The sequence below is a fragment of the Pseudomonas sp. GV085 genome, assembly GCF_003050925.1.
In the GTDB taxonomy this organism is placed as follows: domain Bacteria; phylum Pseudomonadota; class Gammaproteobacteria; order Pseudomonadales; family Pseudomonadaceae; genus Aquipseudomonas.
Map to the genome: position 1 here is coordinate 173,117 of NZ_QAOV01000011.1, position 24,056 is coordinate 197,172.

General features: G+C 61.1%; 25 protein-coding genes. All 25 read left to right on the plus strand.

Annotated features, from left to right (window positions below; translation table 11 throughout):
• The first annotated feature begins 1 nt into the window (after position 1).
• The 25 genes from fliH (at position 2) to motD (ending at position 24,018) form a co-directional block, all read left to right on the plus strand.
• Positions 2–799, plus strand: a complete 798-nt coding sequence (gene fliH / locus C8K63_RS22235) for a flagellar assembly protein FliH (protein WP_108218643.1) — start codon at positions 2–4, stop codon at positions 797–799.
• Positions 789–2,147 carry a flagellar protein export ATPase FliI gene (gene fliI / locus C8K63_RS22240; RefSeq protein WP_108218644.1) on the plus strand — a complete coding sequence of 453 codons (1,359 nt, stop codon included), beginning with the start codon at positions 789–791 and terminating at the stop codon, positions 2,145–2,147. The genes fliH and fliI overlap by 11 nt, the downstream gene beginning before the upstream one ends.
• Before the next feature lie 6 nt (positions 2,148–2,153).
• The gene (gene fliJ / locus C8K63_RS22245) at positions 2,154–2,603 is read left to right on the plus strand and encodes a flagellar export protein FliJ (protein WP_108218645.1); all 450 of its coding nucleotides are present in this window, start codon (positions 2,154–2,156) and stop codon (positions 2,601–2,603) included.
• 130 nt (positions 2,604–2,733) lie between these two features.
• Positions 2,734–3,033: an STAS domain-containing protein gene (locus tag C8K63_RS22250; protein ID WP_108218646.1), complete on the plus strand. Its 300-nt coding sequence runs from the start codon at positions 2,734–2,736 to the stop codon at positions 3,031–3,033.
• A gap of 5 nt (positions 3,034–3,038) precedes the next feature.
• Positions 3,039–4,745 carry a fused response regulator/phosphatase gene (locus tag C8K63_RS22255; protein ID WP_108218647.1) on the plus strand — a complete coding sequence of 569 codons (1,707 nt, stop codon included), beginning with the start codon at positions 3,039–3,041 and terminating at the stop codon, positions 4,743–4,745.
• A gap of 30 nt (positions 4,746–4,775) precedes the next feature.
• A complete protein-coding gene (locus tag C8K63_RS22260) occupies positions 4,776–5,135 on the plus strand; it encodes an Hpt domain-containing protein (protein ID WP_108218648.1) in 360 nt (119 codons plus the stop codon).
• A 99-nt stretch (positions 5,136–5,234) separates the two neighbouring features.
• Entirely contained in the window at positions 5,235–6,578 is a 1,344-nt protein-coding gene (locus C8K63_RS22265; protein WP_108218649.1) for a flagellar hook-length control protein FliK, read from the plus strand.
• Positions 6,579–6,804: 226 nt separating this feature from the next.
• On the plus strand, positions 6,805–7,308 hold the full coding sequence (gene fliL, locus C8K63_RS22270) for a flagellar basal body-associated protein FliL (RefSeq protein ID WP_108218650.1): 504 nt from the start codon (positions 6,805–6,807) through the stop codon (positions 7,306–7,308).
• A 9-nt stretch (positions 7,309–7,317) separates the two neighbouring features.
• A complete protein-coding gene (gene fliM, locus C8K63_RS22275; RefSeq protein ID WP_103394738.1) occupies positions 7,318–8,286 on the plus strand; it encodes a flagellar motor switch protein FliM in 969 nt (322 codons plus the stop codon).
• A 66-nt stretch (positions 8,287–8,352) separates the two neighbouring features.
• On the plus strand, positions 8,353–8,799 hold the full coding sequence (gene fliN, locus C8K63_RS22280) for a flagellar motor switch protein FliN (RefSeq protein ID WP_057398370.1): 447 nt from the start codon (positions 8,353–8,355) through the stop codon (positions 8,797–8,799).
• Positions 8,800–8,829: 30 nt separating this feature from the next.
• On the plus strand, positions 8,830–9,243 hold the full coding sequence (gene fliO, locus C8K63_RS22285) for a flagellar biosynthetic protein FliO (RefSeq protein WP_263292597.1): 414 nt from the start codon (positions 8,830–8,832) through the stop codon (positions 9,241–9,243).
• A complete protein-coding gene (gene fliP / locus C8K63_RS22290; protein WP_108218652.1) occupies positions 9,243–10,001 on the plus strand; it encodes a flagellar type III secretion system pore protein FliP in 759 nt (252 codons plus the stop codon). The genes fliO and fliP overlap by 1 nt, the downstream gene beginning before the upstream one ends.
• Positions 9,998–10,267, plus strand: coding sequence for a flagellar biosynthesis protein FliQ (gene fliQ / locus C8K63_RS22295; RefSeq protein ID WP_007983364.1), 270 nt, complete (start codon positions 9,998–10,000; stop codon positions 10,265–10,267). The genes fliP and fliQ overlap by 4 nt, the downstream gene beginning before the upstream one ends.
• Before the next feature lie 3 nt (positions 10,268–10,270).
• Positions 10,271–11,053: a flagellar biosynthetic protein FliR gene (gene fliR, locus C8K63_RS22300; RefSeq protein ID WP_108218653.1), complete on the plus strand. Its 783-nt coding sequence runs from the start codon at positions 10,271–10,273 to the stop codon at positions 11,051–11,053.
• Positions 11,054–11,056: 3 nt separating this feature from the next.
• Positions 11,057–12,196, plus strand: coding sequence for a flagellar biosynthesis protein FlhB (gene flhB, locus C8K63_RS22305; protein ID WP_108218654.1), 1,140 nt, complete (start codon positions 11,057–11,059; stop codon positions 12,194–12,196).
• Between the two features lie 184 nt (positions 12,197–12,380).
• The gene (gene flhA / locus C8K63_RS22310) at positions 12,381–14,510 is read left to right on the plus strand and encodes a flagellar biosynthesis protein FlhA (RefSeq protein WP_108218655.1); all 2,130 of its coding nucleotides are present in this window, start codon (positions 12,381–12,383) and stop codon (positions 14,508–14,510) included.
• A gap of 11 nt (positions 14,511–14,521) precedes the next feature.
• Positions 14,522–15,850: a flagellar biosynthesis protein FlhF gene (flhF, locus tag C8K63_RS22315; RefSeq protein ID WP_108218656.1), complete on the plus strand. Its 1,329-nt coding sequence runs from the start codon at positions 14,522–14,524 to the stop codon at positions 15,848–15,850.
• 116 nt (positions 15,851–15,966) lie between these two features.
• Complete coding sequence (gene fleN, locus C8K63_RS22320) at positions 15,967–16,797, plus strand: flagellar synthesis regulator FleN (protein WP_008001746.1); 831 nt, start codon at positions 15,967–15,969, stop codon at positions 16,795–16,797.
• The gene (gene fliA / locus C8K63_RS22325; protein ID WP_108218657.1) at positions 16,794–17,534 is read left to right on the plus strand and encodes an RNA polymerase sigma factor FliA; all 741 of its coding nucleotides are present in this window, start codon (positions 16,794–16,796) and stop codon (positions 17,532–17,534) included. Before fleN ends, fliA begins: the two co-directional genes overlap by 4 nt.
• 168 nt (positions 17,535–17,702) lie before the next feature.
• Positions 17,703–18,074 (plus strand): chemotaxis response regulator CheY, encoded by a 372-nt coding sequence (locus C8K63_RS22330; RefSeq protein WP_003183998.1) that lies wholly within the window; start codon positions 17,703–17,705, stop codon positions 18,072–18,074.
• A 21-nt stretch (positions 18,075–18,095) separates the two neighbouring features.
• Positions 18,096–18,884: a protein phosphatase CheZ gene (locus C8K63_RS22335; protein WP_108218658.1), complete on the plus strand. Its 789-nt coding sequence runs from the start codon at positions 18,096–18,098 to the stop codon at positions 18,882–18,884.
• Positions 18,885–18,931: 47 nt separating this feature from the next.
• A complete protein-coding gene (locus C8K63_RS22340; RefSeq protein ID WP_108218659.1) occupies positions 18,932–21,190 on the plus strand; it encodes a chemotaxis protein CheA in 2,259 nt (752 codons plus the stop codon).
• Positions 21,191–21,238: 48 nt separating this feature from the next.
• Positions 21,239–22,375 carry a chemotaxis response regulator protein-glutamate methylesterase gene (locus C8K63_RS22345; RefSeq protein ID WP_108218660.1) on the plus strand — a complete coding sequence of 379 codons (1,137 nt, stop codon included), beginning with the start codon at positions 21,239–21,241 and terminating at the stop codon, positions 22,373–22,375.
• Positions 22,375–23,115: a flagellar motor protein gene (locus C8K63_RS22350; protein ID WP_085716992.1), complete on the plus strand. Its 741-nt coding sequence runs from the start codon at positions 22,375–22,377 to the stop codon at positions 23,113–23,115. Before C8K63_RS22345 ends, C8K63_RS22350 begins: the two co-directional genes overlap by 1 nt.
• 12 nt (positions 23,116–23,127) lie before the next feature.
• Complete coding sequence (gene motD, locus C8K63_RS22355) at positions 23,128–24,018, plus strand: flagellar motor protein MotD (protein WP_108218661.1); 891 nt, start codon at positions 23,128–23,130, stop codon at positions 24,016–24,018.
• The last annotated feature ends 38 nt before the right edge of the window (positions 24,019–24,056 follow it).

Sequence of the window (24,056 nt, forward strand, 5' to 3'; positions counted from 1 at the left end):
CATGGCCAAGCATGATGAAGCGCCTACTGACCTGATCCGGGCCAGGGATGTCAGTGGCTTCGAGTCCTGGGCGCTGCCCAGCTTCGACCCGCCGGAACCCGAGCCGGAACCTGAGCCTGAACCCGAGCCGCCGGAAATGGAGGAAGTGCCGCTGGAGGAAGTCCAGCCGCTGACCCTCGAAGAGCTCGAAAGCATTCGCCAGGAAGCCTACAACGAAGGCTTTGCCGTGGGCGAAAAAGAAGGTTTCCACAGCACCACGCTCAAGGTTCGTCAGGAAGCCGAAGTGGCACTTTCTGCGAAGATCGCGGGGCTGGAACAGCTGATGGCGCATCTTTTCGAGCCCATCGCCGAGCAGGACACCCGGATTGAAAAATCCCTGGTCGATCTCGTGCAGCACATCACCAAACAGGTCATTCAGCGCGAACTGGCCATCGACTCGACGCAGATCGAACACGTCATGCGCGAGGCTCTAAAGCTCTTGCCGCTGGGCGTGGGCAATGTGCGGCTGTACATCAATCCGCAGGATTTCGAACAGGTCAAAGCCCTGCGCGAACGCCATGAAGAGACCTGGCGCATCGTCGAGGACGAGTCGTTGTTGCCCGGCGGTTGCCGGGTCGAGACCGAACACAGCCGTATCGACGCCACAGTCGAAACCCGTGTCGCGCGGGTGATGGACAAGCTGCTCGACCAGTTGCACGAACAGTCCTTGCACCCGGCCGCACCGGACTTGAGCCTGGAACTGCCGGTCGACCGCAAGCCTGCTGCCGCGCCAGAAGCGGATGTGCCTGATGCGCCTTGAGCGCACCAGCTTCGCCAGGCGCCTGGGCAGTTACGCCGAGGCGACTACGCTTGCCGGCGCGCCGATCCTTGAGGGCCGCTTGCTGCGCATGGTCGGCCTGACCCTCGAAGCCGAAGGCCTGCGCGCTGCCATGGGCAGCCGCTGCATGGTCATCAACGACGACAGCTATCACCCGGTACAGGTTGAAGCCGAAGTGATGGGCTTCTCCGGCAGCAAGGTCTTTCTGATGCCGGTCGGCAGCGTCGCCGGCATTGCCCCCGGCGCGCGTGTCGTTCCCCTATCCGACACGGGGCGTCTGCCCATGGGCATGAGCATGCTCGGGCGGGTGCTCGATGGCGCCGGTCGTGCCCTGGACGGCAAGGGCGGGATGAAGGCCGAAGACTGGGTGCCGATGGATGGCCCGACCATCAACCCGCTCAAACGCGAACCGATCAGCGAACCGCTGGACGTGGGCATTCGTTGCATCAATGGCATGTTGACAGTCGGGCGCGGTCAACGGCTTGGGCTGTTCGCCGGTACCGGTGTCGGTAAATCTGTGCTGTTGGGCATGATGACGCGCTTTACCGAGGCCGACATCATCGTCGTCGGGCTGATCGGTGAGCGGGGTCGTGAAGTCAAAGAATTCATCGAGCACATCCTCGGTGAGGAAGGGCTCAAGCGTTCGGTGGTGGTGGCGTCCCCGGCGGACGATGCGCCGCTGATGCGTCTGCGCGCGGCGATGTATTGCACGCGCATCGCCGAGTATTTCCGCGACAAGGGCAAGAATGTCCTGTTGCTGATGGATTCGTTGACCCGTTTCGCCCAGGCCCAACGGGAAATCGCCCTGGCCATCGGTGAGCCGCCAGCGACCAAGGGCTATCCGCCGTCGGTCTTCGCCAAGCTGCCGAAACTGGTGGAGCGGGCTGGTAATGCGGAGAAGGGCGGTGGTTCGATTACCGCGTTCTACACCGTGCTGTCCGAAGGCGATGACCAGCAGGACCCGATTGCCGACTCGGCACGGGGCGTGCTCGACGGGCACATCGTGCTGTCCCGGCGCCTGGCCGAAGAGGGGCATTACCCGGCCATCGATATCGAGGCGTCCATCAGCCGGGTGATGCCGGCGGTGGTCTCGCCGGAACACATGGCCCGTGCGCAGTATTTCAAGCAGTTGTGGTCGCGTTATCAGCAGAGCCGCGATCTGATCAGTGTTGGCGCCTATGTCGCCGGCGGTGACCGCGAGACCGATCTGGCGATTTCCCTGCAACCGCAATTGGTCAAATACCTGCGCCAGGGCCTCGACGACAGCATCAGCCTGGGCGAAAGCGAGGCGTATCTCGCCTCGATCTTCGCGCCCGCGGCAGGCGGTTAAGCGGTCATGGCTCAGAGTCGGGCAGGAAGGCTGGCGCCGGTGGTGGAAATGGCCGAGAAGGCCGAGAAAACCGCGGTCCGGCGCCTGGGGCATTTCCAGGGGCAAGTGCGTTTGGCTGAAAGCAAACTCGCCGACCTCGAAGCCTTCCGTCTCGACTATCAGGAACAATGGATCGTTCGCGGCAGTGGCGGCGTCTCGGGCCAATGGTTGCTCGGCTATCAGGGCTTTCTCGCGCAACTGGGCACGGCTATCGACCAGCAGCGGCAAAGCCTGGCCTGGCATCAGAACAACCTGAACAAGGCGCGGGAAACCTGGCAGCAGGCGTTTGCCCGGGTCGAAGGCTTGCGCAAACTGGTTCAGCGCTATGCCGATGAGGCGCGGGCGCTTGAAGACCGGCGCGAACAGAAACTGCTGGATGAGTTGTCCCAGCGCTTGCCGCGTCAGGATGCGTACTGAAAAGGTCGCAGCCTGCGGCAGCTCCTACGCAGGCTGCGATCTTTTGCTCTTGCCGTGACGCCTTGCCCCAACCTCTAGCAAATGCTAAACCTTGTACCAGCAGGTTCACCAATGACAAGGAAGCCATGACATGTCAGTCGTTACAGAAGTTTCCAGTGATGGGCAAAAGTTGACGATATCGGTCAAAGGACGATTCGACTTCGCCAAGCATCAGGAATTTCGTCAGTCCTACGAAGATAAACAGCTATCGGCGGTTGTGGTTGACCTGAAAGACGCCACTTACCTCGACAGCTCGGCCCTGGGCATGCTGCTCTTGCTGCGCGATCACGCCGGTGGCGACGACTCCGATGTGCGCGTCGTGAACAGCAGCACCGACGTACGCAAAATCCTCGCCATCTCCAACTTCGACAAACTGTTCGACATCAGTTGATTGCCATGCAGCCACTGGAGCCGCTGACGATCCTGATTGCCGAGGACAGCACCGCCGATCGCCTGTTGCTGTCGAGCATCCTGCGCCGCCTGGGGCACGAAGTACTGACGGCGGCCAACGGCGCCGAAGCGGTCGACGCATTTCGCCAGCAACAACCGCAACTGGTGTTGATGGACGCGATGATGCCGGTGATGGACGGCTTCGAGGCGGCCCGGCAGATCAAGGAGCTGGCCGGGGAAACCCTGGTGCCGATCATCTTCCTCACTTCCTTGTCTGAAAGCGAAGCCCTGGCCCGTTGCCTGGAAGTCGGCGGTGACGACTTTCTGGCAAAGCCCTACAACCAGGTGATTCTCGCTGCCAAGATCAAGGCGATGGATCGCTTGCGGCGCTTGCAGGACACCGTGCTGCAGCAGCGTGACCAGATCGCCCGGCACCACGACTACCTGCTCAACGAACAGCGCGTGGCCAAGGCTGTATTCGACAAGGTGGCGCACTCCGGCTGCCTGAATGCCGCTGCGAATATCCGTTATCTGCAATCACCCTATGCGCTGTTCAACGGCGACCTGCTGCTGGCCGCGTTCACCCCGGCCGGAGACATGCACGTACTGCTGGGCGACTTCACCGGCCACGGTCTGCCGGCGGCGGTGGGTGCCATGCCCTTGGCCGAAGTCTTCTACGGAATGACCGCCAAGGGCTATGGCCTGGCGGAAACCCTGCGCGAGATGAATGCCAAGCTCAAGCGCATTCTGCCGGTGGACATGTTCTGCTGCGCCACGTTGCTGTGCCTGAGTTTTCAACGTCGTTCGGTGGAAGTCTGGAACGGCGGCATGCCCGACGGTTACCTGCATCGTGTTGCCAGTGGCGAGCGAACGCCTCTGGCGGCGCGGCACCTGCCTTTGGGGGTGCTGAGCCCTGAGTCCTTCGATGAGCGTACCGAGGTGTTTCCCATGGTGCTCGGGGATCGGGTGTTTCTCCTGTCCGATGGGGTGATAGACACTTGCGACGCCAATGAACAGTTGTTTGGTGTGCAGCGATTGCAGCAGGTGTTTGCCGCCAATCGCCAGCCGGATGCGCTGTTCGAAGAGATCGAGCATGCGCTGCGACAGTTCGGCGGTGAAGCGCGCGACGATGTCAGCATGGTCGAAATCAGCCTGCTGGAGCCGGCGCAGATCACGCCGCCGGCGTTGGTCTACTCCGACAGCGGCCAGTCCTGCCCGCTGGACTGGTCGGTGAGTTTCGAATTTCGCGCCGCCACGCTCAAGCGCTTCAATCCGTTGCCCTATCTGTTGCAGTTGCTGCTTGAGGTGCATGGTCTGCGGGGCCAGAGCGGTGCGCTCTACAGTGTGCTGGCGGAACTCTATTCCAATGCGCTGGAGCATGGAGTGCTGGGGCTGGACTCGAGCCTCAAGCGCGATGCATCGGGTTTTGCGCGTTATTATCAGCAGCGTAATACCCGTCTGGACGAACTTCAGGAAGGCTATGTACGGTTGCATTTGCAGGTGACGCCAACAGACGACGGCGGTTGCCTGGCCATTCACATCGAAGACAGCGGCAAGGGTTTCGATGTCGAGCGGGTGATGAAAAGACCTGTGGATGACATCCGCCTGTCGGGACGTGGGGTCAGTCTGATCCGTCAGTTGGGGCGTAATGCCCGCTGGACCGACGATGGTCGAGGTGCACGTGTGGAGTTTATCTGGAAGGCTGCGCAGTAATCCGCGCATTCTTGATCAAGGAGTGAGCAAATGAACGACAAAAACGACAAACATGTGGATCGCGACGTGCTGAGTACATTGCAGGAAGTGATGGAAGAGGGCTATGCGGATTTGCTGGGTATCTTTCTTGCGGACTCCGAGGAGCGCCTGAGCATCTTGCGAACGGCTGACAGTGTTGCACTGCTCGTTGCAACCGCTCATAGCTTCAAAGGCAGCAGCAGCAATATGGGTGCAGTCAAGCTGAGCGAACTTTGCCATCAGCTTGAACAGCAGGCCAGAAGTTCGCCATGGGCCGCCGTTCAGGAACTAGTCCGCGAAATCGACCACGAATTCGCCGGTATCCGGCCTCTTTACGAAGCTGAACGACAGCGTTGCACTGCGAAAATCTGAGTCTGCGCTTCATTTGGTCTCCTTCGAGTGAATCTGGCTCGACCTTTGCACTTAACTCGTCCAACTGTACTTACGAGCCCGTGCAGCGGAGACCGTTTCATGCCCGTTACCCCCAATATTCTGCTTCAGGCCTCCAGGCAGGCCAAGACTCAGGCCGCCTGCGCCAATCCCCCGGCGCTGACCGCTGAGCCCGGGGACAAGGCCGCAAGCTTCGCTCATGTCTATGCCAATCAGGCCCAGAGCAAGCCCAATGCGTCGGCGGATACCTCGGTCAAGCCGAGTCGCGAAAAAAGCGCCGATGTCGCCGGAGAAAAAGACGCTGGCGACGACCAGTCTGCCGCCGGGGAACCGGTGGTTGCCGATGGCGGCAAATCCTTGCCTTCCGACACGCCGGTGCAGGCTGATGGCAAAACTGCCGACGATGATGCGTCAGATGCCGACCAGACGCTGGTCGCCGATACCGCACCGCTCGATCCGGCGCTTGATCCTTCATGGCTGCCAGTCCTTCAGCCAGTCGTGCCGGCGCCGGTAGCACCCGCCGTGGCCGACACCGTGCAACCTGCCGTTGACGCGCCGGTTGCCGCCGCGGCTACGGCTGCAATCGTTCCTGCGCTGGCCACTACCGACGGCGATTTCGATCCCTCTACCGATCCACTCGATGCATTGCCGGCGGTGCGCCTGGCCATGGAGCAGAGCGGTCACGTATCGGCTTCCAAGACTGTACCGACACAGGCACAAGCCCAGGCTGACGGTGAGCTGACACCGGCGCAAAACTTTGCCGCCGGCATGGCGACCCTGCTGGATGTTCAGGGCGACAAGAGCAGCACCGGTCAGGGCGACGATAAGGCTTTCAGTGGCTTGATCGATGACGGCCTGAAGGACCTCAAGTCCGCCAGCAGCGACACCCGTGTCGATGATTTCGCCAACCGTCTGGCCGCGCTGACTCAGGCGGCCACGCCAAAGACCGCCAATGCCTTGCCGGTGAACCAGCCGATCGCCATGCATCAGAGCGGGTGGACCGAAGAGGTGGTGAACCGGGTCATGTACCTGTCCAGTGCCAATCTCAAGGCCGCGGACATCCAGTTGCAGCCCGCTGAACTCGGGCGGCTGGACATTCGGGTGAACATGGTTCCCGATCAACAGACCCAGGTCACGTTCATGAGCGCGCATCCGGGTGTCCGTGAGGCGCTGGATGGCCAGGTCCATCGCTTGCGCGATATGTTCGCGCAGCAGGGCATGGGACAGGTCGATGTCAACGTTTCGGACCAGTCCCGTGGTTCGCAGCAAGGGCAGGAACAGGCCCGGCACAGTCAGAGCGGGAAGACCAGCGTCAGCGGCGGTCGCCTCGATTCAATGGATGACGACATGACCCCGGGCGTCGCTGAAGTGGCTGCCAATACCATCAGCGTGATCGGCACCAGCGCGGTCGATTACTACGCCTGACCAAAGCCATCACTCCAATCGTTCCCTTCGCATGGGAACGATCCCTCTGTAGGAGCGAGCTTGCTCGCGAAAAACGTGAGAGCGCCGCGTTTATCCAGATGGCCCTCGTCATCGTTAACGTCCATCGCGAGCAATCGAGCGTCGACCGGCTGCTCCTACATGGCATAACACTTGCTCTTGCCTTGCCGTGCGACTGTGAAAACCCGATTAGTGACGGATTATTGGCATGGCGAAGAGCGACGCAGCAGTAAAAGACCCCGCAACCAAAGGCAAACTCAAGCTGATTATCGTGATCGTGGCGGCCCTGCTGCTGGCGATCGGTGTGTCCGTGGGGGCGACCTGGTACTTCATGCACAGCGCTCAGAGCAAGCCTGCCGCCGCCGAGGCGCAAATCGCTCCCGTCGGTAAACAGCCTGCGATTTTCGAGTCGATGGCGCCGGCCTTCGTGGCCAACTTCAACCAGAGCGGTCGTCAGCGCTACATGCAAGTGAGCATCACCATGCTCGGGCGCAATCAGGCGGATCTGGATGCCCTCAAGGTCCACATGCCGGTGATCCGCAATAACCTGGTCATGCTGTTCTCCGGGCAGGACTTCGCGACCCTCGCCTCGCCGGTCGGTCAGGAAATGCTGCGGCAGAAAGCCACCGCCAGCGTCCAGGAAGTGGCGCAGAAAGAGCTTGGCAAAGTGGTGATCGAACAGTTGCTTTTCACTAATTTCGTACTGCAGTAGGAACACGACATGGCCGTGCAGGACCTGCTGTCCCAGGATGAGATCGACGCGCTGTTGCATGGTGTCGACGATGGTCTGGTACAGACCGAAAACGCTGCCGAACCCGGCACCGTCAAAAGCTATGACTTGACCAGCCAGGATCGCATCGTCCGTGGACGCATGCCGACCCTGGAAATGATCAACGAGCGTTTCGCCCGCTACACCCGCATCAGCATGTTCAACATGCTGCGTCGCTCGGCGGACGTGGCGGTCGGCGGCGTGCAGGTGATGAAGTTCGGCGAATACGTGCACTCGCTGTACGTACCGACCAGTCTCAACCTGGTCAAGATCAAACCCCTGCGCGGCACTGCGCTGTTCATCCTCGACGCCAAACTGGTGTTCAAGCTGGTGGACAACTTCTTCGGCGGTGACGGCCGGCACGCCAAGATCGAAGGGCGTGAATTCACGCCGACCGAACTGCGTGTGGTGCGCATGGTGCTGGAGCAGGCGTTCGTCGATTTGAAGGAGGCCTGGCAGGCGATCATGGAAGTCAACTTCGAGTACATCAACTCGGAAGTGAACCCGGCCATGGCCAACATCGTCGGCCCGAGCGAAGCCATTGTGGTGTCGACCTTCCACATCGAACTCGATGGCGGTGGCGGCGACCTGCACGTGACCATGCCGTACTCGATGATCGAGCCGGTGCGCGAAATGCTCGACGCCGGCTTCCAGTCGGACCTCGACGACCAGGACGAGCGCTGGGTCAACGCCCTGCGCCAGGACGTGCTGGACGTCGACGTGCCGATCGGTGCGACCGTGGCTCGTCGTCAGTTGCGCCTGCGCGACATCCTGCACATGCAGCCGGGGGATGTGATCCCGGTCGACATGCCGGAAGAAATGATCATGCGCGCCAACGGCGTGCCGGCCTTCAAGGTCAAGATGGGCTCGCACAAGGGCAACCTGGCGTTGCAAGTGATCGAGCCGATCGAGCGCCGTTGACCGGCGCTCGAACCCATTCGCGATTAACCGAATTCTGAATTTTTGCTCGCCGAGGACACTGACAATATGAACACCCAGGACGATCAGGCACTGGCCGATGAATGGGCTGCGGCCCTGGAAGAAACCGGCGATGCCGGGCAGGCCGACATCGACGCTTTGCTGGCCGCTGATTCCGGCAGCTCCGCGTCCAACCGCCTGCCAATGGAAGAGTTCGGCAGCGTGCCGAAAAACAACGATCCGGTCAGCCTTGAAGGCCCGAACCTGGACGTGATCCTCGATATTCCGGTGTCGATTTCCATGGAAGTGGGCAGCACCGACATCAACATCCGCAACCTGCTGCAACTGAACCAGGGCTCGGTGATCGAGCTCGATCGCCTGGCTGGCGAGCCGCTGGACGTGCTGGTCAATGGCACGCTCATCGCCCATGGCGAAGTGGTGGTGGTCAACGAGAAGTTCGGCATCCGCCTGACGGACGTGATCAGCCCAAGCGAACGCATCAAGAAGCTGCGCTGAGTGAAAAAGGTTCTTGGATTTGTGCTGGCGATGCCGTTCAGCGTGCTGGCGGCCGAACCGGTCGCAACGGCGACCACGGCTGCTGCGCCGGCGGTGAGCAGTGGTGTGGCTGGGCAACTGACGCAGCTGGTGTTCGGCTTGCTGCTGGTGCTGGGGCTGATCTTTCTCCTCGCCTGGTTGCTGCGTCGGGTCCAGCAGGCCGGTCCGGCCGGCAAGGGGCAGGTGATCGAGATTGTCGGCACCCGCGCGCTGGGGCCGCGCGACCGGCTGATGCTGGTGCAGGTCGGCAACGAGCAGATTCTGTTGGGCCTGAGCCCCGGCAACATTGCTGCGCTGCACGTGCTCAAGGAGCCGGTGCAAGTGCCGAGTACCGAGAAGCCGACGCCGGAATTTGCCCAGCGCCTGTTGGAGATGCTGGGTAAAGATCAGAAGGATAAGAAGTAATGGGTGCGCTACGCATCGTCTTGACGCTGACCCTGATGCTGGCCGCGCCACTGGCATTCGGCGCCGATCCGCTGTCGATCCCGGCCATCACCCTGGGCACCAATGCACAGGGTGCGCAGGAGTACTCGGTCAGCCTGCAAATCCTGCTGATCATGACCGCGCTGAGTTTTATCCCGGCGTTTGTCATGCTGATGACCAGTTTCACCCGGATCATCATTGTCTTCTCGATCCTGCGCCAGGCCCTGGGCCTGCAGCAGACACCGTCGAACCAGATCCTCACTGGCATGGCGTTGTTCCTGACCCTGTTCATCATGGCGCCAGTGTTCGACCGGGTGAACCAGGACGCCTTGCAGCCGTATCTGGCGGAAAAACTGACCGCCCAGGATGCGGTCGTCAAGGCGCAGGTGCCGATCAAGAACTTCATGCTCGCCCAGACCCGCACCAGCGATCTGGAGCTGTTCATGCGCCTGTCCAAACGGACTGACATCGCGACGCCGGATCAGGCGCCGCTGACCATCCTGGTGCCGGCCTTCGTGACCTCCGAGCTGAAAACGGCGTTCCAGATCGGCTTCATGATCTTCATTCCGTTCCTGATCATCGACCTGGTCGTGGCCAGTATATTGATGGCCATGGGTATGATGATGCTCTCGCCACTGATCATTTCCCTGCCGTTCAAGATCATGTTGTTCGTGCTGGTGGATGGCTGGGCGCTGATTATTGGCACGCTGGCCAGCAGCTTCGGCGGTGTCTCGCCATGACGCCGGAAGTTGCGGTCGACATCTTTCGCGAAGCGCTGTGGCTGACCACCATGATGGTGGCGATCCTGGTGATTCCAAGTTTGCTGGTGGGCTTGCTGGTGGCGATGTTCCAGGCCGCCACCCAGATCAACGAACAGACCCTGAGCTTCCTGCCGCGCCTGCTGGTGATGCTGGTGACGCTGATCGTCGGCGGTCCATGGATGGTGCAGACCTTCATGGATTACATCCTGCAGTTGTACGGCAGCATTCCTCAGGTCATCGGCTAAACCATGTCACTGCTTGCGCTGACCGATACGCAGATCAGCACCTGGGTGGCGACGTTCATGTTGCCGCTGTTTCGCGTCGGCTCCTTGTTGATGGTCATGCCGGTGTTCGGCACGACCTTGCTGCCGCGGCGCATCCGCTTGTATTTCGCGCTGGCCATTACCGTGGTCATCGCGCCGGGCCTGCCGCCGATGCCGCCGGTGAATGCCCTGGATCTGAGCGGGCTGTTGCTGATTGCCGAGCAGATTCTCATCGGTGCGGTGATGGGCTTCTCCTTGCAGCTGTTCTTCCAGGCCTTTGTGGTGGCCGGGCAAATCGTCGCCATCCAGATGGGCATGGGCTTCGCTTCCATGATCGACCCGGCCAACGGCGTATCGACGGCGGTGATCGGGCAGTTTTTCACCATGCTGGTGACGCTGCTGTTCCTGTCCATGAACGGTCATCTGGTGGTGTTCGAGATCCTCACCGAAAGTTTCACCACGTTGCCGGTGGGCGGTGGCCTGATGGTCAATCACTACTGGGAACTGGCCGGCAAGCTCGGCTGGGTGCTCGGTTCGGCGTTGTTGCTGGTGCTGCCGGCAATCACCGCGCTGCTGGTGGTCAACATCGCGTTTGGCGTCATGACCCGGGCGGCGCCGCAACTGAACATTTTTTCTGTCGGCTTCCCGCTGATCCTGGTGCTTGGGCTGTTCATCGTCTGGGTCGGGCTGGCGGACATTCTCAACCAGTATCAACCGCTGGCCTCCGAGGCCTTGCAGTTACTACGCGAAATGGCACGGGCGAGCTGAGTCATGGCCGAAAGCGAAAGCGGTCAGGACAAAACGGAAGACCCCACGGAGAAGCGCAAGCAGGACTCCCGTGAAAAGGGTGAGGTAGCCCGGTCCAAGGAACTCAACACCCTGGCGATCATGCTGGTCGGTGCCTCGGCGTTGCTGATTTTTGGCGGTGCCCTGGCGCAGGACATGATGGAGCTGATGCGCATCAACTTCTCGCTGCCGCGGGAAGTGATCCTGGATCAGCGCTACATGGCCACTTACCTGATGCGCTCGGGGCAAATTGCCCTGTGGTCGATCCAGCCGGTGATGATCACTCTGGTGCTGGCCGCCATCATCGGTCCGATTTCCCTGGGTGGCTGGCTGTTCGCGGCGAGCTCCATGGCGCCCAAGTTCAGCCGCTTGAACCCAGGTCCCGGCCTCAAGCGCATGTTCTCGGCCAAGTCGCTGATCGAACTGCTCAAGGCCCTGGCCAAGTTCATCATCATTCTGTTCGTGGCGCTGGCGGTGTTGTCGTCGGACATCGATGACCTGCTGCGCATCGCCCATGAGCCCTTGGACATGGCGATCATTCACAGTCTGCAAGTGGTGGGCTGGAGCACCTTGTGGATGGCGTGCGGGCTGATCCTGATCGCTGTGGTGGATGTGCCGGTGCAACTCTGGGAAAGCCACAAGAAACTGCTGATGACCAAGCAGGAGGTGCGCGACGAGCATAAGGATCAGGAGGGGCGGCCGGAGGTCAAGCAGCGGATTCGACAGCTGCAGCGCGAGATGTCCCAGCGGCGGATGATGGCCGCCATTCCCGAGGCCGACGTGGTCATCACCAACCCGACGCACTACGCCGTGGCCCTCAAGTACGACCCGGAAAAAGGCAATGCGCCGGTATTGCTGGCCAAGGGTAGCGACTTCCTGGCTCTGAAGATCCGTGAGATCGCGGTAGCCAACGAGATCCTGCTGCTGGAGTCACCGGCGCTGGCGCGCTCGATCTACTACTCCACCGAGCTTGAGCAGGAAATTCCCGGCGGGCTGTATCTGGCGGTCGCGCAGGTGCTGGCTTACGTTTATCAGATTCGACAGTACCGGGCGGGCAAGGGCAAACGACCGGATCCGCTCAAGGATGACTTGCCGATTCCGCCGGATTTGCGCCGCGATTCCTGAGTTTCGCGCAGTCGCTGACGGCCTCTTCGCGGGCTTGCCCGCGAAGGCGTCAGTCCAGCAATACATATCCCCCTGAAAAAACTCTCTATTTCTCCCTCTGCAAAAGTTGGAAAGCTTCTTGCAGTAGCCGCTCTGCGCCCGCTTCAGGCGTCAAAAGATTGCTTTAAAGGAACGGGGAAAACCGGTGGATCGCTCTCAGTTAATCAACAGTGCCCGCAGCAACATTGCCGACCTCAGTCGAGGCAATCTGGGCGTGCCGCTGTTGCTGCTGGTCATGTTGGCGATGATGATGTTGCCGGTGCCGCCGTTCCTGCTCGACGTGTTCTTCACCTTCAACATTGCCCTGTCCATCGTCGTGCTGCTGGTGTGTGTCTACGCCTTGCGGCCGCTGGATTTCGCGGTATTCCCGACCATTCTGCTGGTGGCGACGCTGTTGCGCCTGGCGTTGAACGTGGCCTCCACGCGAGTGGTGATGCTGCACGGCCAGGACGGCCATGCGGCGGCCGGCAAGGTGATCCAGGCGTTCGGCGAGGTGGTGATCGGCGGTAACTACGTGGTCGGTATCGTGGTCTTCGCGATCTTGATGATCATCAACTTCGTCGTGGTGACCAAGGGTGCAGGGCGGATTTCCGAGGTGAGCGCGCGTTTCACTCTCGATGCGATGCCCGGCAAGCAAATGGCTATCGACGCCGACCTCAACGCCGGCCTGATCGATCAGGCCCAAGCCAAGGCCCGTCGTTCGGAAGTGGCCCAGGAAGCCGAGTTCTACGGCTCCATGGACGGTGCCAGCAAATTCGTCCGGGGTGACGCCATCGCCGGCCTGCTGATCCTGTTCATCAACCTGATTGGTGGCATGGCGGTCGGCATCTTCCAGCACAACATGACCTTTGCCGACGCCGGCAAGGTGTATGCGCTGTTGACCATCGGTGACGGTTTGGTGGCGCAATTGCCATCACTGTTGTTATCGACAGCCGCCGCGATCATGGTGACCCGTGCTTCCGGTTCGGAAGACATGGGCAAGCAAATCAATCGCCAGATGTTCGCCTCGCCCAAGGCGCTGGCGGTGGCCGCAGGCTTGATGGCGGTCATGGGCCTGGTGCCCGGCATGCCGCACTTCTCGTTCCTGAGCATGGCGGCCTTGGCGGCCGGCGGCGCTTACCTGTTCTGGAAAAAGCAGAACGTCGCCAAGGTGCAGGCCCTGCAAGAGGTCAAGCGCCAGCAGGAGCTGCTGCCGTCGCCGGCCCGCGCCCAGGAAACCAAGGAGCTTGGCTGGGATGACGTGACGCCCATCGACATGATCGGCCTGGAAGTGGGTTATCGCCTGATTCCGTTGGTGGACCGCAACCAGGGTGGCCAGTTGCTGGCGCGGATCAAGGGTGTGCGCAAGAAACTGTCCCAGGATCTGGGCTTCCTGATGCCGACCGTGCACATCCGCGACAACCTCGACCTGGCGCCGAGTGCCTATCGCCTGACCCTCATGGGGGTGATCCTGGCTGAAGCGGAGATTTACCCGGATCGGGAGCTGGCGATCAACCCGGGGCAGGTCTACGGCACGCTCAACGGCATTACCGCCAAAGATCCGGCTTTCGGCCTGGAGGCGGTCTGGATTGAAATCAGCCAGCGCGCCCAGGCGCAATCCCTCGGTTATACGGTGGTCGATGCCAGTACCGTAGTGGCTACCCACCTGAACCAGATACTTTACAAGCATTCCAGTGAACTGATCGGTCACGAAGAAGTGCAGCAGCTCATGCAATTGCTGGCCAAAAGCTCGCCGAAACTGGCCGAGGAACTGGTGCCGGGCGTGGTTTCGCTGTCGCAGCTGCTCAAGGTGCTGCAAGCGCTGTTGGCCGAGCAAGTGCCGGTACGCGACATCCGCAGTATTGCCGAGGCCATCGCCAACAATGCCGCCAAGAGTCAAGATACCGCCGCGCTGGTGGCTGCCGTGCGGGTTGGCGTATCCCGTGCAATCGTGCAAAGCATTGTAGGCACTGAGTCAGAGCTGCCAGTGATCACGCTGGAGCCAAGGTTGGAACAGATATTGCTCAATAGTCTGCAAAAGGCCGGGCAAGGCTCGGAAGAGGGCGTTCTGCTGGAGCCAGGCATGGCTGAGAAGCTGCAACGCTCGCTGATTGACGCGGCGCAGCGCCAGGAGATGCAAGGTCAGCCGGTGATTCTGCTGGTGGCCGGTCCGGTTCGCGCAATGCTCTCGCGATTTGGCCGGCTCGCAGTCCCGGGTTTGCACGTGTTGGCTTACCAGGAAATCCCTGACAACAAGCAAGTGACCATCGTTGCGACAGTAGGGCCCAACGGCTGAGGTAGTGGTTTATGCAAGTTAAGCGTTTTTTCGCCGCCGATATGCGTCAGGCCATGAAGCTGGTTCGCGATGAGCTGGGCGCTGATGCCGCCATCATTGGCAACCGTCGGATCGCCGGAGGCGTCGAGCTGACGGCTGCGCTGGATTACAAGTTGTCGGCGCTGGCGCCACGGGTTCCGAACATGGAGCTCGAAGACGAGTTGCGCAAGACGCAGTCGCGGATCGTCACCGCCCAGGCCGAATTGAGCCTGCGTAGCGATGGCGAGAGCGACCAGGGCACCAACCGTCAGTTGTTCGCCGGCTTGCCGTTGACCGCCGCCGAGCCGCTGATCGAGCCGACTTATGCCGAGCCCCGTCGCCCTGCACCAGCCGCTGCGCCAGCGTCCGGTGGCGTGGACCCGCGGGCGTTCGACTCGATGCGATTCGAGCTCAATAGCTTGCGCGAACTCATGGAAGTACAGCTCGGCTCCCTGGCCTGGAATCAGCTGCAAGGCAGCCGTCCGGACCAGGCCAACCTCTGGCGTCGCCTGCAACGCATCGGCCTGTCCGGCCCGCTGTCGCGCGACCTGCTGGCGATGATCACCGGGATCGAAGAGCCTCGTCAGGCCTGGCGCATGTTGCTGGCGCACCTTGCACGCATGATCGTTACCCCCGAAGTCGAGCCGCTGGAAGAGGGCGGTGTGATCGCCATGGTCGGCCCTGCCGGCATGGGCAAGACCACCACCCTGGCCAAGCTGGCGGCCCGTTACGTGCTCAAGTACGGCGCGCAGAACATTGCGCTGGTGAGCATGGACAGCTTCCGCATCGGTGCCCAGGAGCAGCTCAAGACCCTGGGGCGCATTCTCAACGTATCGGTGACCCACGTCGATCCGGGCCAGTCCCTGGTGCAGGCGCTGGAACCCTTGTTGCGCAAGCGCGTGGTGCTGATCGATACCGCCGGCCTGCAGGCCAGCGACCCAGCCCTGCGCATGCAGCTCGAAAGCCTGGCCGGTCGTGGCATTCGCTCAAAAAATTATCTGGTCCTGGCAACCACCAGCCAGAAACAGGTTCTAACCGCCGCTTATCACAGTTACAAGCGTTGTGGGCTCGCTGGCTGCATCCTGACTAAACTGGATGAGACGGCTAGTCTGGGCGAGGTGTTGAGCCTGGCCATCAGTCATGAGTTACCCGTGGCCTACCTGACCGATGGCCCGCGGATTCCGGATGATCTCCATCTGCCGCGCCGTCATCAGTTGGTCAGTCGCGCCGTCAGCGTGCAAATGCAGGAAGAACCCAGCGAAGAAGCCATGGCTGACATGTTCGCTGATATTTACCACAGCCAAACCAAGCAGGTTGGCTAAGGTAGTAATGAACAGTTTTTGTACCTACATCGATGGTCTGCCATGCATTGTTCCGATTGTGAACGCGCAGCCAGTAATGTGGCCTCCGTCTATGCAAGACAAGGTAAAGAAATAACATGGGCAGCATGCATCCCGTACAGGTGATCGCGGTGACCGGCGGCAAAGGTGGCGTCGGGAAAACTAACGTGTCAGTGAACTTGTCCCTGGCTTTGGCTGAGCTTGGCCGGCGCGTCATGCTGTTGGACGCCGACCTGGGACTGGCGAACGTTGACGTTCTGCTGGGCCTGACACCCAAACGTACCCTGGCCGACGTGATCGAGGGCCGCTGCGAACTGCGCGATGTACTGCTGCAGGGACCAGGCGGCATCCGTATCGTTCCGGCCGCATCCGGCACTCAGAGCATGGTGCATCTGAGCCCCGCGCAACACGCCGGCCTGATCCAGGCCTTCAGTGATATCGGCGACAACCTCGACGTATTGGTGATCGACACCGCGGCGGGCATTGGTGACTCGGTCGTCAGTTTCGTTCGCGCAGCCCAGGAAGTGCTGCTGGTGGTGTGCGACGAGCCGACCTCGATTACCGATGCCTACGCCTTGATCAAGTTGCTCAATCGCGACTACGGCATGAACCGCTTCCGCGTCCTGGCCAACATGGCCCAGAGCCCGCAGGAAGGACGCAACCTGTTCGCCAAGTTGACCAAGGTCACGGATCGCTTCCTCGACGTCGCCCTGCAATACGTCGGCGCGGTGCCCTACGACGAAAGCGTGCGCAAGGCCGTACAGAAACAGCGTGCCGTCTACGAGGCCTTCCCGCGTTCCAAGTGCTCGCTGGCGTTCAAGGCCATCGCGCAGAAGGTCGATACCTGGCCACTGCCTGCCAACCCCCGTGGGCACCTGGAATTTTTCGTCGAGCGCCTCGTGCAGCAGACAGCAGGACCGGTTCTATGACAGCAAGCGGTTACAACCTCTACAAACAATCGGCGCGTGATGCGCAGTACGAGCTGATCGAGCGTTACGCGCCGCTGGTTAAACGCATTGCCTACCACTTGCTGGCGCGCCTGCCGGCCAGCGTCCAGGTCGAGGACCTGATCCAGGCCGGGATGATCGGCCTGCTTGAAGTGTCGACCAAATATGACGCCAGCAAAGGCGCCAGTTTCGAGACGTACGCGGGCATTCGAATCCGCGGCGCCATGCTCGATGAAGTGCGCAAGGGGGATTGGGCGCCACGTTCGGTTCACCGCAATACGCGCATGGTCAGCGACGCCATCCGCTCGATTGAAGCGAAAACCGGTCGTGACGCTAAAGATCACGAAGTTGCGGCCGAACTCCAATTGAGTCTCGACGATTACTACGGGATTTTGAACGACACCCTGGGCAGTCGGTTATTCAGTTTCGACGATCTGTTGCAGGACGGCGAACACGAAGGGCTGCACGAGGATGGCGCGAGTGCTCATATCGAGCCGTCACGCGATCTGGAAGATGAACGCTTCCAGGCAGCGCTGGCGGAGGCGATTGCCAATTTGCCGGAGCGTGAGCGACTGGTGTTGGCGCTGTACTACGACGAAGAGTTGAACCTCAAGGAAATCGGTGAGGTCCTGGGGGTCAGCGAATCTCGGGTCAGCCAGTTACACAGCCAGTGCGCGGCCCGTTTGCGGGGGCGTTTGGGGGAGTGGCGAGCGCGCTGAAGGCAGTGTGGGGGACACTGCGAACGAGGCCGGTGTGGTGTTGAACTGCGTCGGTCGCGATCTGTTGTGCTCCAGACAGTCATTGAGTGCTTTGCCGGATTGATTGAAATGGCGCGTCCAGGTGCTGGGCGCGTTTAAGACTGCTTGGAGGTCGAATTGGACAAGAACATGAAAATCCTCATCGTTGATGACTTCTCAACGATGCGGCGGATCATCAAGAACCTGCTGCGTGACCTTGGGTTCACCAACACCGTCGAGGCCGACGATGGCACTACCGCCATTCCGGTGCTCAACAGCGGAAGCATCGACTTTCTGGTAACGGACTGGAACATGCCTGGCATGACCGGTATCGATCTGCTGCGCCACGTGCGTGCCGATGAAAAGCTCAAGCACCTGCCGGTGCTGATGGTGACCGCTGAAGCCAAGCGTGAGCAGATCATCGAAGCGGCCCAGGCCGGCGTTAACGGCTATGTGGTCAAACCCTTCACGGCCCAGGCGTTGAAAGAAAAAATCGAGAAGATTTTCGAACGCATCGGTTGATGAGTGCGCCACGGGGGAGCTATGGGCAATAACGAAACTTCATTGGGCGACTTTGAGTCGACCCTGAAAAAACACGCCGTCGAATTGGTCGAGAGCCTTGAAAAAGGCAAGTTCGGCGACGCGGTGCAATTGATCCATGAGCTCAACCAGACCCGTGACCGCGGCCTGTATCAGGAAGTGGGCAAGCTCACTCGCGAACTGCATAGCGCGATCGTCAATTTCCAGATTGACCCGCACATGCCGCAAGCCGAAGAAGTGTCCCAGATCACCGACGCCACCGAGCGTCTGGGCTATGTGGTCAAGCTGACCGAGGCCGCGGCCAACCGCACCATGGATCTGGTGGAAAATGCCACGCCGCTGGTCAATGGCCTGGCGGATGAAGCCCAGGCCTTGAGCGCGGACTGGGGACGGTTCATGCGTCGTGAAGTCGGCGCTGAAGAGTTCCGCGAACTGGCCCGCCGGGTCGACGGGTTCCTGGCGCGCAGCGGTACGGACAATCGCGCGGTGTCGGGCAACCTCAACGACATCCTGCTCGCCCAGGATTACCAGGACCTCACGGGACAAGTGATCAAGCGAGTGACCCAGTTGGTCACCGAAGTCGAAAGCAACCTGCTCAAGCTCGTGCTGATGGCCAGTCAGGTGGACCGCTTTGCGGGCATCGAACATGACCGTGAGGCGATGCTTGCTGAAAAAGATCCGCAAAAACATCTCTCTCAGGGTGAAGGTCCGCAGATTCATGCCGATAAAAGAGAAGACGTTGTGTCCGGTCAGGACGATGTGGACGATTTGCTATCCAGCCTGGGATTTTAGAATTTTAGGTTTTTTAGGTTTTTAGACCTGTAGGAGCACCCCCCTTAATGAGCTTCGGCGCCGATGAAGAGATCCTTCAGGATTTCCTGGTTGAGGCCGGCGAGATTCTAGAGCAACTGTCCGAGCAACTGGTCGAGCTGGAAAGCCGTCCGGATGATGCGGATCTGCTCAATGCAATTTTTCGCGGTTTTCACACTGTAAAAGGGGGCGCCGGCTTCCTCCAGCTCAACGAGCTGGTGGAGTGCTGCCACATCGCCGAGAACGTGTTCGACATCCTGCGCAAGGGTGAACGTCGCGTCGACTCGGAACTGATGGACGTGGTTCTCGAAGCGCTGGACGCGGTGAACAGCATGTTCAGCGAGGTCCGCGATCGCGGACCGATCACGCCCGCTACACCGGAACTGCTCGCGGCACTGGCCCGTCTGGCCGAGCCGCAATCGGCTGACGAGGTGGCTGCCGTACCTGTCGCCGCCGTGGTCGAAACGCCTGTGGCTGAAAGCGAGTCGGGCGACATCACCGACAATGAATTCGAACAACTGCTGGACTCGCTGAACGCCGTCAAGGCTCAGGCCGAGGCGCCGGCGGCGATGTCTGTGCCGGTCAGCAATGCGGCCGCCAGCGACGAAATCACCGATGCCGAGTTCGAGTCGTTGCTCGATCAACTGCACGGCAAGGGCCAGTTCGCCGTTGACGCGGTGGTCCCGACGCCGGCTGCGCCAGAGGCCCCGAAAGCGGCAGGCGACAGCTCCGATATTACTGACGACGAATTCGAAGCACTGCTCGACCAACTGCACGGCAAGGGTAACTTCGCTGTCGATGCGCTCGAATCGGCCATTGCTTCTGTGCCGACTCCTGGCGCACCAACCGCTGCAGTGGCCGGCAGCGATCTGATCAGCGATCACGAATTTGAATCGCTGCTCGACGAGTTGCACGGCAAGGGCAAGTTCAGCGAAGTCGGCAAGGCGACAGTTGCCAGCGGATCGAACACGTCCGTTGCCGCGCCGGCCGCGAAGGCGGCGGCACCGAAACCGGTGGCCAAGGCACCCGAGCCAAAAGCCGAAACGCCGGCTGCTGCCGCTGCACCTGCTATCGCCCGTACTCCGGCCGCGCCACCGGCGGAAAAACCGGCCAGCGAAGCCGAGACCACCGTGCGCGTCGATACCGCGCGTCTCGACGAGATCATGAACATGGTCGGCGAGTTGGTGCTGGTGCGTAACCGCCTGGTCCGCCTGGGCCTCAACAGCGGCGACGAAGCCATGTCCAAGGCCGTGTCGAACCTCGACGTGGTCACGGCCGACCTGCAAACCGCGGTCATGAAGACCCGGATGCAACCGATCAAGAAAGTCTTCGGGCGCTTTCCGCGCCTGGTTCGCGACCTGGCTCGCCAGCTCAAGAAAGAGATCAACCTGGAACTGGTCGGCGAAGAAACCGACCTCGACAAGAACCTCGTCGAAGCCCTGGCCGACCCGTTGGTCCACTTGGTGCGCAACGCAGTCGACCACGGCATCGAATCGCCGGAAGAACGCGAAGCCTCGGGCAAGGCCCGGGGCGGCAAGGTCATCCTGGCGGCCGAGCAGGAAGGCGACCACATCCTGCTGTCGATCTCCGATGACGGCAAAGGCATGGACCCGAACGTCCTGCGTTCCATCGCGGTCAAGCGCGGTGTGATGGACAAGGATGCGGCGGACCGCCTGAGCGACACCGAGTGCTACAACCTGATCTTCGCCCCGGGTTTCTCGACCAAGACCGAGATCTCCGACGTATCGGGTCGCGGTGTGGGCATGGACGTGGTGAAAACCAAGATTTCCCAGCTCAACGGCTCGATCAACATCTACTCGGCCAAGGGCCAGGGTTCGAAGATCGTCATCAAGGTGCCGCTGACCCTGGCGATCATGCCGACGCTGATGGTCATGCTCGGCAACCAGGCGTTTGCGTTCCCGCTGGTGAACGTCAACGAGATCTTCCACCTCGACCTGTCGACCACCAACGTCGTGGACGGCCAGGAAGTGGTGATCGTCCGGGACAAGGCACTGCCATTGTTCTATCTCAAACGCTGGCTGGTCAGCTCCGCCGCTCACGAAGAGCAGCGCGAAGGCCATGTGGTGATCCTTTCGGTGGGCACGCAGCGGATCGGCTTTGTCGTCGATCAACTGGTGGGCCAGGAAGAAGTGGTCATCAAGCCATTGGGCAAAATGCTTCAGGGAACGCCGGGGATGTCTGGCGCCACCATCACCGGTGACGGCCGCATCGCGCTGATTCTCGATGTTCCGAGCATGCTCAAGCGTTACGCCACACGGCGTATTTGATTCTGGTGGAGCGGGGCGCCTGGCCTCGCTCCATCTAATGGAGTGTTTATGGCAGTCAAAGTCCTGGTGGTGGACGATTCGGGGTTTTTCCGCCGCCGCGTTTCGGAAATTCTTTCAGCGGATTCCAATATCCAGGTCGTCGGCACGGCGACCAACGGCAAAGAGGCGATCGATCAGGCGCTGGCCCTCAAGCCCGACGTGATCACCATGGACTACGAGATGCCGATGATGGACGGCATCACTGCCGTACGGCACATCATGCAACGCTGCCCGACCCCGGTCCTGATGTTCTCCTCGCTGACCCATGAAGGCGCCCGCGTCACCCTCGATGCGCTGGATGCCGGCGCGGTGGACTTCCTGCCGAAAAACTTCGAAGACATCTCGCGCAACCCCGAGAAGGTCAAGCAACTGCTGTGCGAAAAGATCCTCAGCATTGCGCGCAGCAATCGTCGGGTCAGCACTTACAGCGCTCCGGCTCCTGTGGCCGCACCCGCTCCAACACCTGCGCCTTCGAGCGTCGGCAGTTACGGCAGCAGCGCGCCCGTGCGTCCGGCACCGGCACTGGCACCGATTCCGGCGCGTACACATGCGGCCACTGCGTCGTCGCCCGCGCCAAAACGCAAGGCCTACAAACTGGTGGCCATCGGTACGTCCACCGGCGGCCCGGTTGCCCTGCAGCGGGTGTTGACCCAATTGCCGGCCAGCTTCCCGGCCCCGATCGTGCTGGTTCAACACATGCCGGCCGCCTTCACCAAGGCTTTCGCCGAGCGCCTGGACAAGCTCTGCCGCATCAGCGTCAAGGAAGCCGAGGATGGCGACATCCTGCGACCGGGCCTGGCGCTGCTGGCGCCGGGTGGCAAGCAGATGATGGTCGACGGCCGCGGTGCGGTGAAAATCCTCCCGGGTGACGAGCGTCTGAATTACAAGCCGTGCGTGGACATCACCTTCGGTTCGGCAGCCAAGTCCTATGGCGACAAAGTTCTGGCGGTCGTGCTGACCGGCATGGGCGCCGACGGCCGTGAAGGCGCGCGTATGCTCAAGCAGGGCGGCAGTTCGATCTGGGCACAGGACGAAGCCAGTTGCGTGATCTACGGCATGCCGATGGCCATCGTCAAAGCCGAGCTCGCCGACGCGGTGTACAGCCTCGATGACATTGGCAAGCACCTGGTCGAGGCCTGTATCTGATGGATGTTCTAAGCCTGATCGGCATCATCATGGCCTTCGTCGCCATCATCGGCGGCAACTACCTCGAAGGCGGTCATCTCGGCGCCCTGGCCAACGGCCCGGCAGCGCTGATCGTGCTGGGCGGCACCATTGGCGCCGCGCTGTTGCAATCGCCGATGAGTGCCTTCAAGCGTGCGATGCAGATCCTTGCCTGGATCCTGTTCCCGCCTCGCGTTGACCTGGCCGGTGGCATCGACCGCGTGGTGAACTGGAGCCTGACCGCCCGCAAGGAAGGCCTGCTGGGCCTTGAAGGTATCGCCGACGCCGAGCCCGACAACTACGCGCGCAAAGGCCTGCAACTGCTGGTCGACGGTGCCGAGCCGGAAGCGATCCGCAGCATTCTGGAAGTGGATTTCTACACCCAGGAGAGCCGCGATGTCGAAGCGGCCAAGGTCTTCGAAAGCATGGGCGGTTACGCGCCGACCATCGGCATCATCGGTGCGGTGATGGGCCTGATTCACGTCATGGGCAACCTGGGTGATCCGTCGCAACTGGGTAACGGCATCGCCGTGGCCTTCGTCGCCACCATCTACGGCGTGGCCAGTGCCAACCTGGTGCTGCTGCCGATTGCCGCCAAACTCAAATCCATCGCGTTGCGTCAGTCGCGTTATCGCGAAATGCTGCTGGAGGGGCTGCTGTCGATTGCCGAAGGTGAAAACCCTCGTTCCATTGAGTTGAAGCTTCAGGGCTTCATGGATTAAGGGAAAAAACTAATGGCCCGTCGTCGCCAGCAAGAAGAGCATGTAAACCATGAACGCTGGCTGGTGTCCTACGCGGACTTCATCACCCTGCTGTTCGCCTTTTTCGTGGTGATGTACTCGATCTCGTCGATCAATGAAGGCAAGTACAAGGTCATTTCCGAAGCGCTGATCGGCGTCTTCACCGATTCCGATCGTTCGCTCAAGCCGATCCCCATCGGTGACGAGCGGCCGAAGACCGTGACCCCGGCCAAGCCGCTGGTCAAGGACAGTGACCAGGTCGATGCCGGTGTCGCCGGCGCCAGCGATCCGCTCAAAAGCATCGCCGACGACATCAGTGCGGCGTTCGGTGATCTGATCAGCTCCAACCAGATGACTGTGCGCGGCAACGAGCTGTGGGTCGAGATCGAGCTCAATTCCAGCCTGTTGTTCGGCAGCGGCGACGCCATGCCCAGCGACATCGCGTTCAACATCATCGACAAGGTTGCGGCGATCCTGAAGCCATTCGACAACCCGATTCATGTCGAAGGCTTCACCGACGACCAACCGATCCGCACGGCGCAGTACCCGACCAACTGGGAACTGTCTTCGGCCCGCTCGGCCAGCATCGTGCGCATGCTGGCGATGCAGGGCGTGAACCCTGGTCGCCTGGCGTCGGTGGGCTACGGCGAGTTTCAGCCGGTGGCCAACAATGCCACGGCTGAAGGCCGCGCACGCAACCGTCGCGTGGTGCTGGTGGTGTCGCGCAACCTCGATGTGCGTCGCAGCCTGACCGGCACCGGAACCGCCCATGCGCAACCGGATGCCGCATTGAAGCGTGCTGGCACACAAACTGCACCGACCCCGGTCAAGTCGCCGGTACGAGAGAGCGCCGTCAATTCTCCGTCGCCCGCATTAATACGTTGAGCTATTTCTCGGTCGATCCGTTCGGCCGGGAGGAACAA

Excerpts from the sequence above, each read along its gene's own strand:
- fliP (WP_108218652.1), top strand. The coding sequence starts at position 9,243 with ATGGGTGCGCTACGCATCGTCTTGACGCTGACCCTGATGCTGGCCGCG.
- fliM (WP_103394738.1), top strand. The coding sequence starts at position 7,318 with ATGGCCGTGCAGGACCTGCTGTCCCAGGATGAGATCGACGCGCTGTTG.
- C8K63_RS22340 (WP_108218659.1), top strand. The coding sequence starts at position 18,932 with ATGAGCTTCGGCGCCGATGAAGAGATCCTTCAGGATTTCCTGGTTGAG.
- fliO (WP_263292597.1), top strand. The coding sequence starts at position 8,830 with ATGCCGTTCAGCGTGCTGGCGGCCGAACCGGTCGCAACGGCGACCACG.
- C8K63_RS22265 (WP_108218649.1), top strand. The coding sequence starts at position 5,235 with ATGCCCGTTACCCCCAATATTCTGCTTCAGGCCTCCAGGCAGGCCAAG.
- flhB (WP_108218654.1), top strand. The coding sequence starts at position 11,057 with ATGGCCGAAAGCGAAAGCGGTCAGGACAAAACGGAAGACCCCACGGAG.
- fliH (WP_108218643.1), top strand. The coding sequence starts at position 2 with ATGGCCAAGCATGATGAAGCGCCTACTGACCTGATCCGGGCCAGGGAT.
- fliA (WP_108218657.1), top strand. The coding sequence starts at position 16,794 with ATGACAGCAAGCGGTTACAACCTCTACAAACAATCGGCGCGTGATGCG.
- fleN (WP_008001746.1), top strand. The coding sequence starts at position 15,967 with ATGGGCAGCATGCATCCCGTACAGGTGATCGCGGTGACCGGCGGCAAA.
- C8K63_RS22330 (WP_003183998.1), top strand. The coding sequence starts at position 17,703 with ATGAAAATCCTCATCGTTGATGACTTCTCAACGATGCGGCGGATCATC.
- fliL (WP_108218650.1), top strand. The coding sequence starts at position 6,805 with ATGGCGAAGAGCGACGCAGCAGTAAAAGACCCCGCAACCAAAGGCAAA.
- motD (WP_108218661.1), top strand. The coding sequence starts at position 23,128 with ATGGCCCGTCGTCGCCAGCAAGAAGAGCATGTAAACCATGAACGCTGG.
- C8K63_RS22335 (WP_108218658.1), top strand. The coding sequence starts at position 18,096 with ATGGGCAATAACGAAACTTCATTGGGCGACTTTGAGTCGACCCTGAAA.
- fliJ (WP_108218645.1), top strand. The coding sequence starts at position 2,154 with ATGGCTCAGAGTCGGGCAGGAAGGCTGGCGCCGGTGGTGGAAATGGCC.
- C8K63_RS22345 (WP_108218660.1), top strand. The coding sequence starts at position 21,239 with ATGGCAGTCAAAGTCCTGGTGGTGGACGATTCGGGGTTTTTCCGCCGC.
- fliI (WP_108218644.1), top strand. The coding sequence starts at position 789 with ATGCGCCTTGAGCGCACCAGCTTCGCCAGGCGCCTGGGCAGTTACGCC.
- fliQ (WP_007983364.1), top strand. The coding sequence starts at position 9,998 with ATGACGCCGGAAGTTGCGGTCGACATCTTTCGCGAAGCGCTGTGGCTG.
- C8K63_RS22250 (WP_108218646.1), top strand. The coding sequence starts at position 2,734 with ATGTCAGTCGTTACAGAAGTTTCCAGTGATGGGCAAAAGTTGACGATA.
- C8K63_RS22260 (WP_108218648.1), top strand. The coding sequence starts at position 4,776 with ATGAACGACAAAAACGACAAACATGTGGATCGCGACGTGCTGAGTACA.
- fliR (WP_108218653.1), top strand. The coding sequence starts at position 10,271 with ATGTCACTGCTTGCGCTGACCGATACGCAGATCAGCACCTGGGTGGCG.
- flhF (WP_108218656.1), top strand. The coding sequence starts at position 14,522 with ATGCAAGTTAAGCGTTTTTTCGCCGCCGATATGCGTCAGGCCATGAAG.
- C8K63_RS22350 (WP_085716992.1), top strand. The coding sequence starts at position 22,375 with ATGGATGTTCTAAGCCTGATCGGCATCATCATGGCCTTCGTCGCCATC.
- C8K63_RS22255 (WP_108218647.1), top strand. The coding sequence starts at position 3,039 with ATGCAGCCACTGGAGCCGCTGACGATCCTGATTGCCGAGGACAGCACC.
- fliN (WP_057398370.1), top strand. The coding sequence starts at position 8,353 with ATGAACACCCAGGACGATCAGGCACTGGCCGATGAATGGGCTGCGGCC.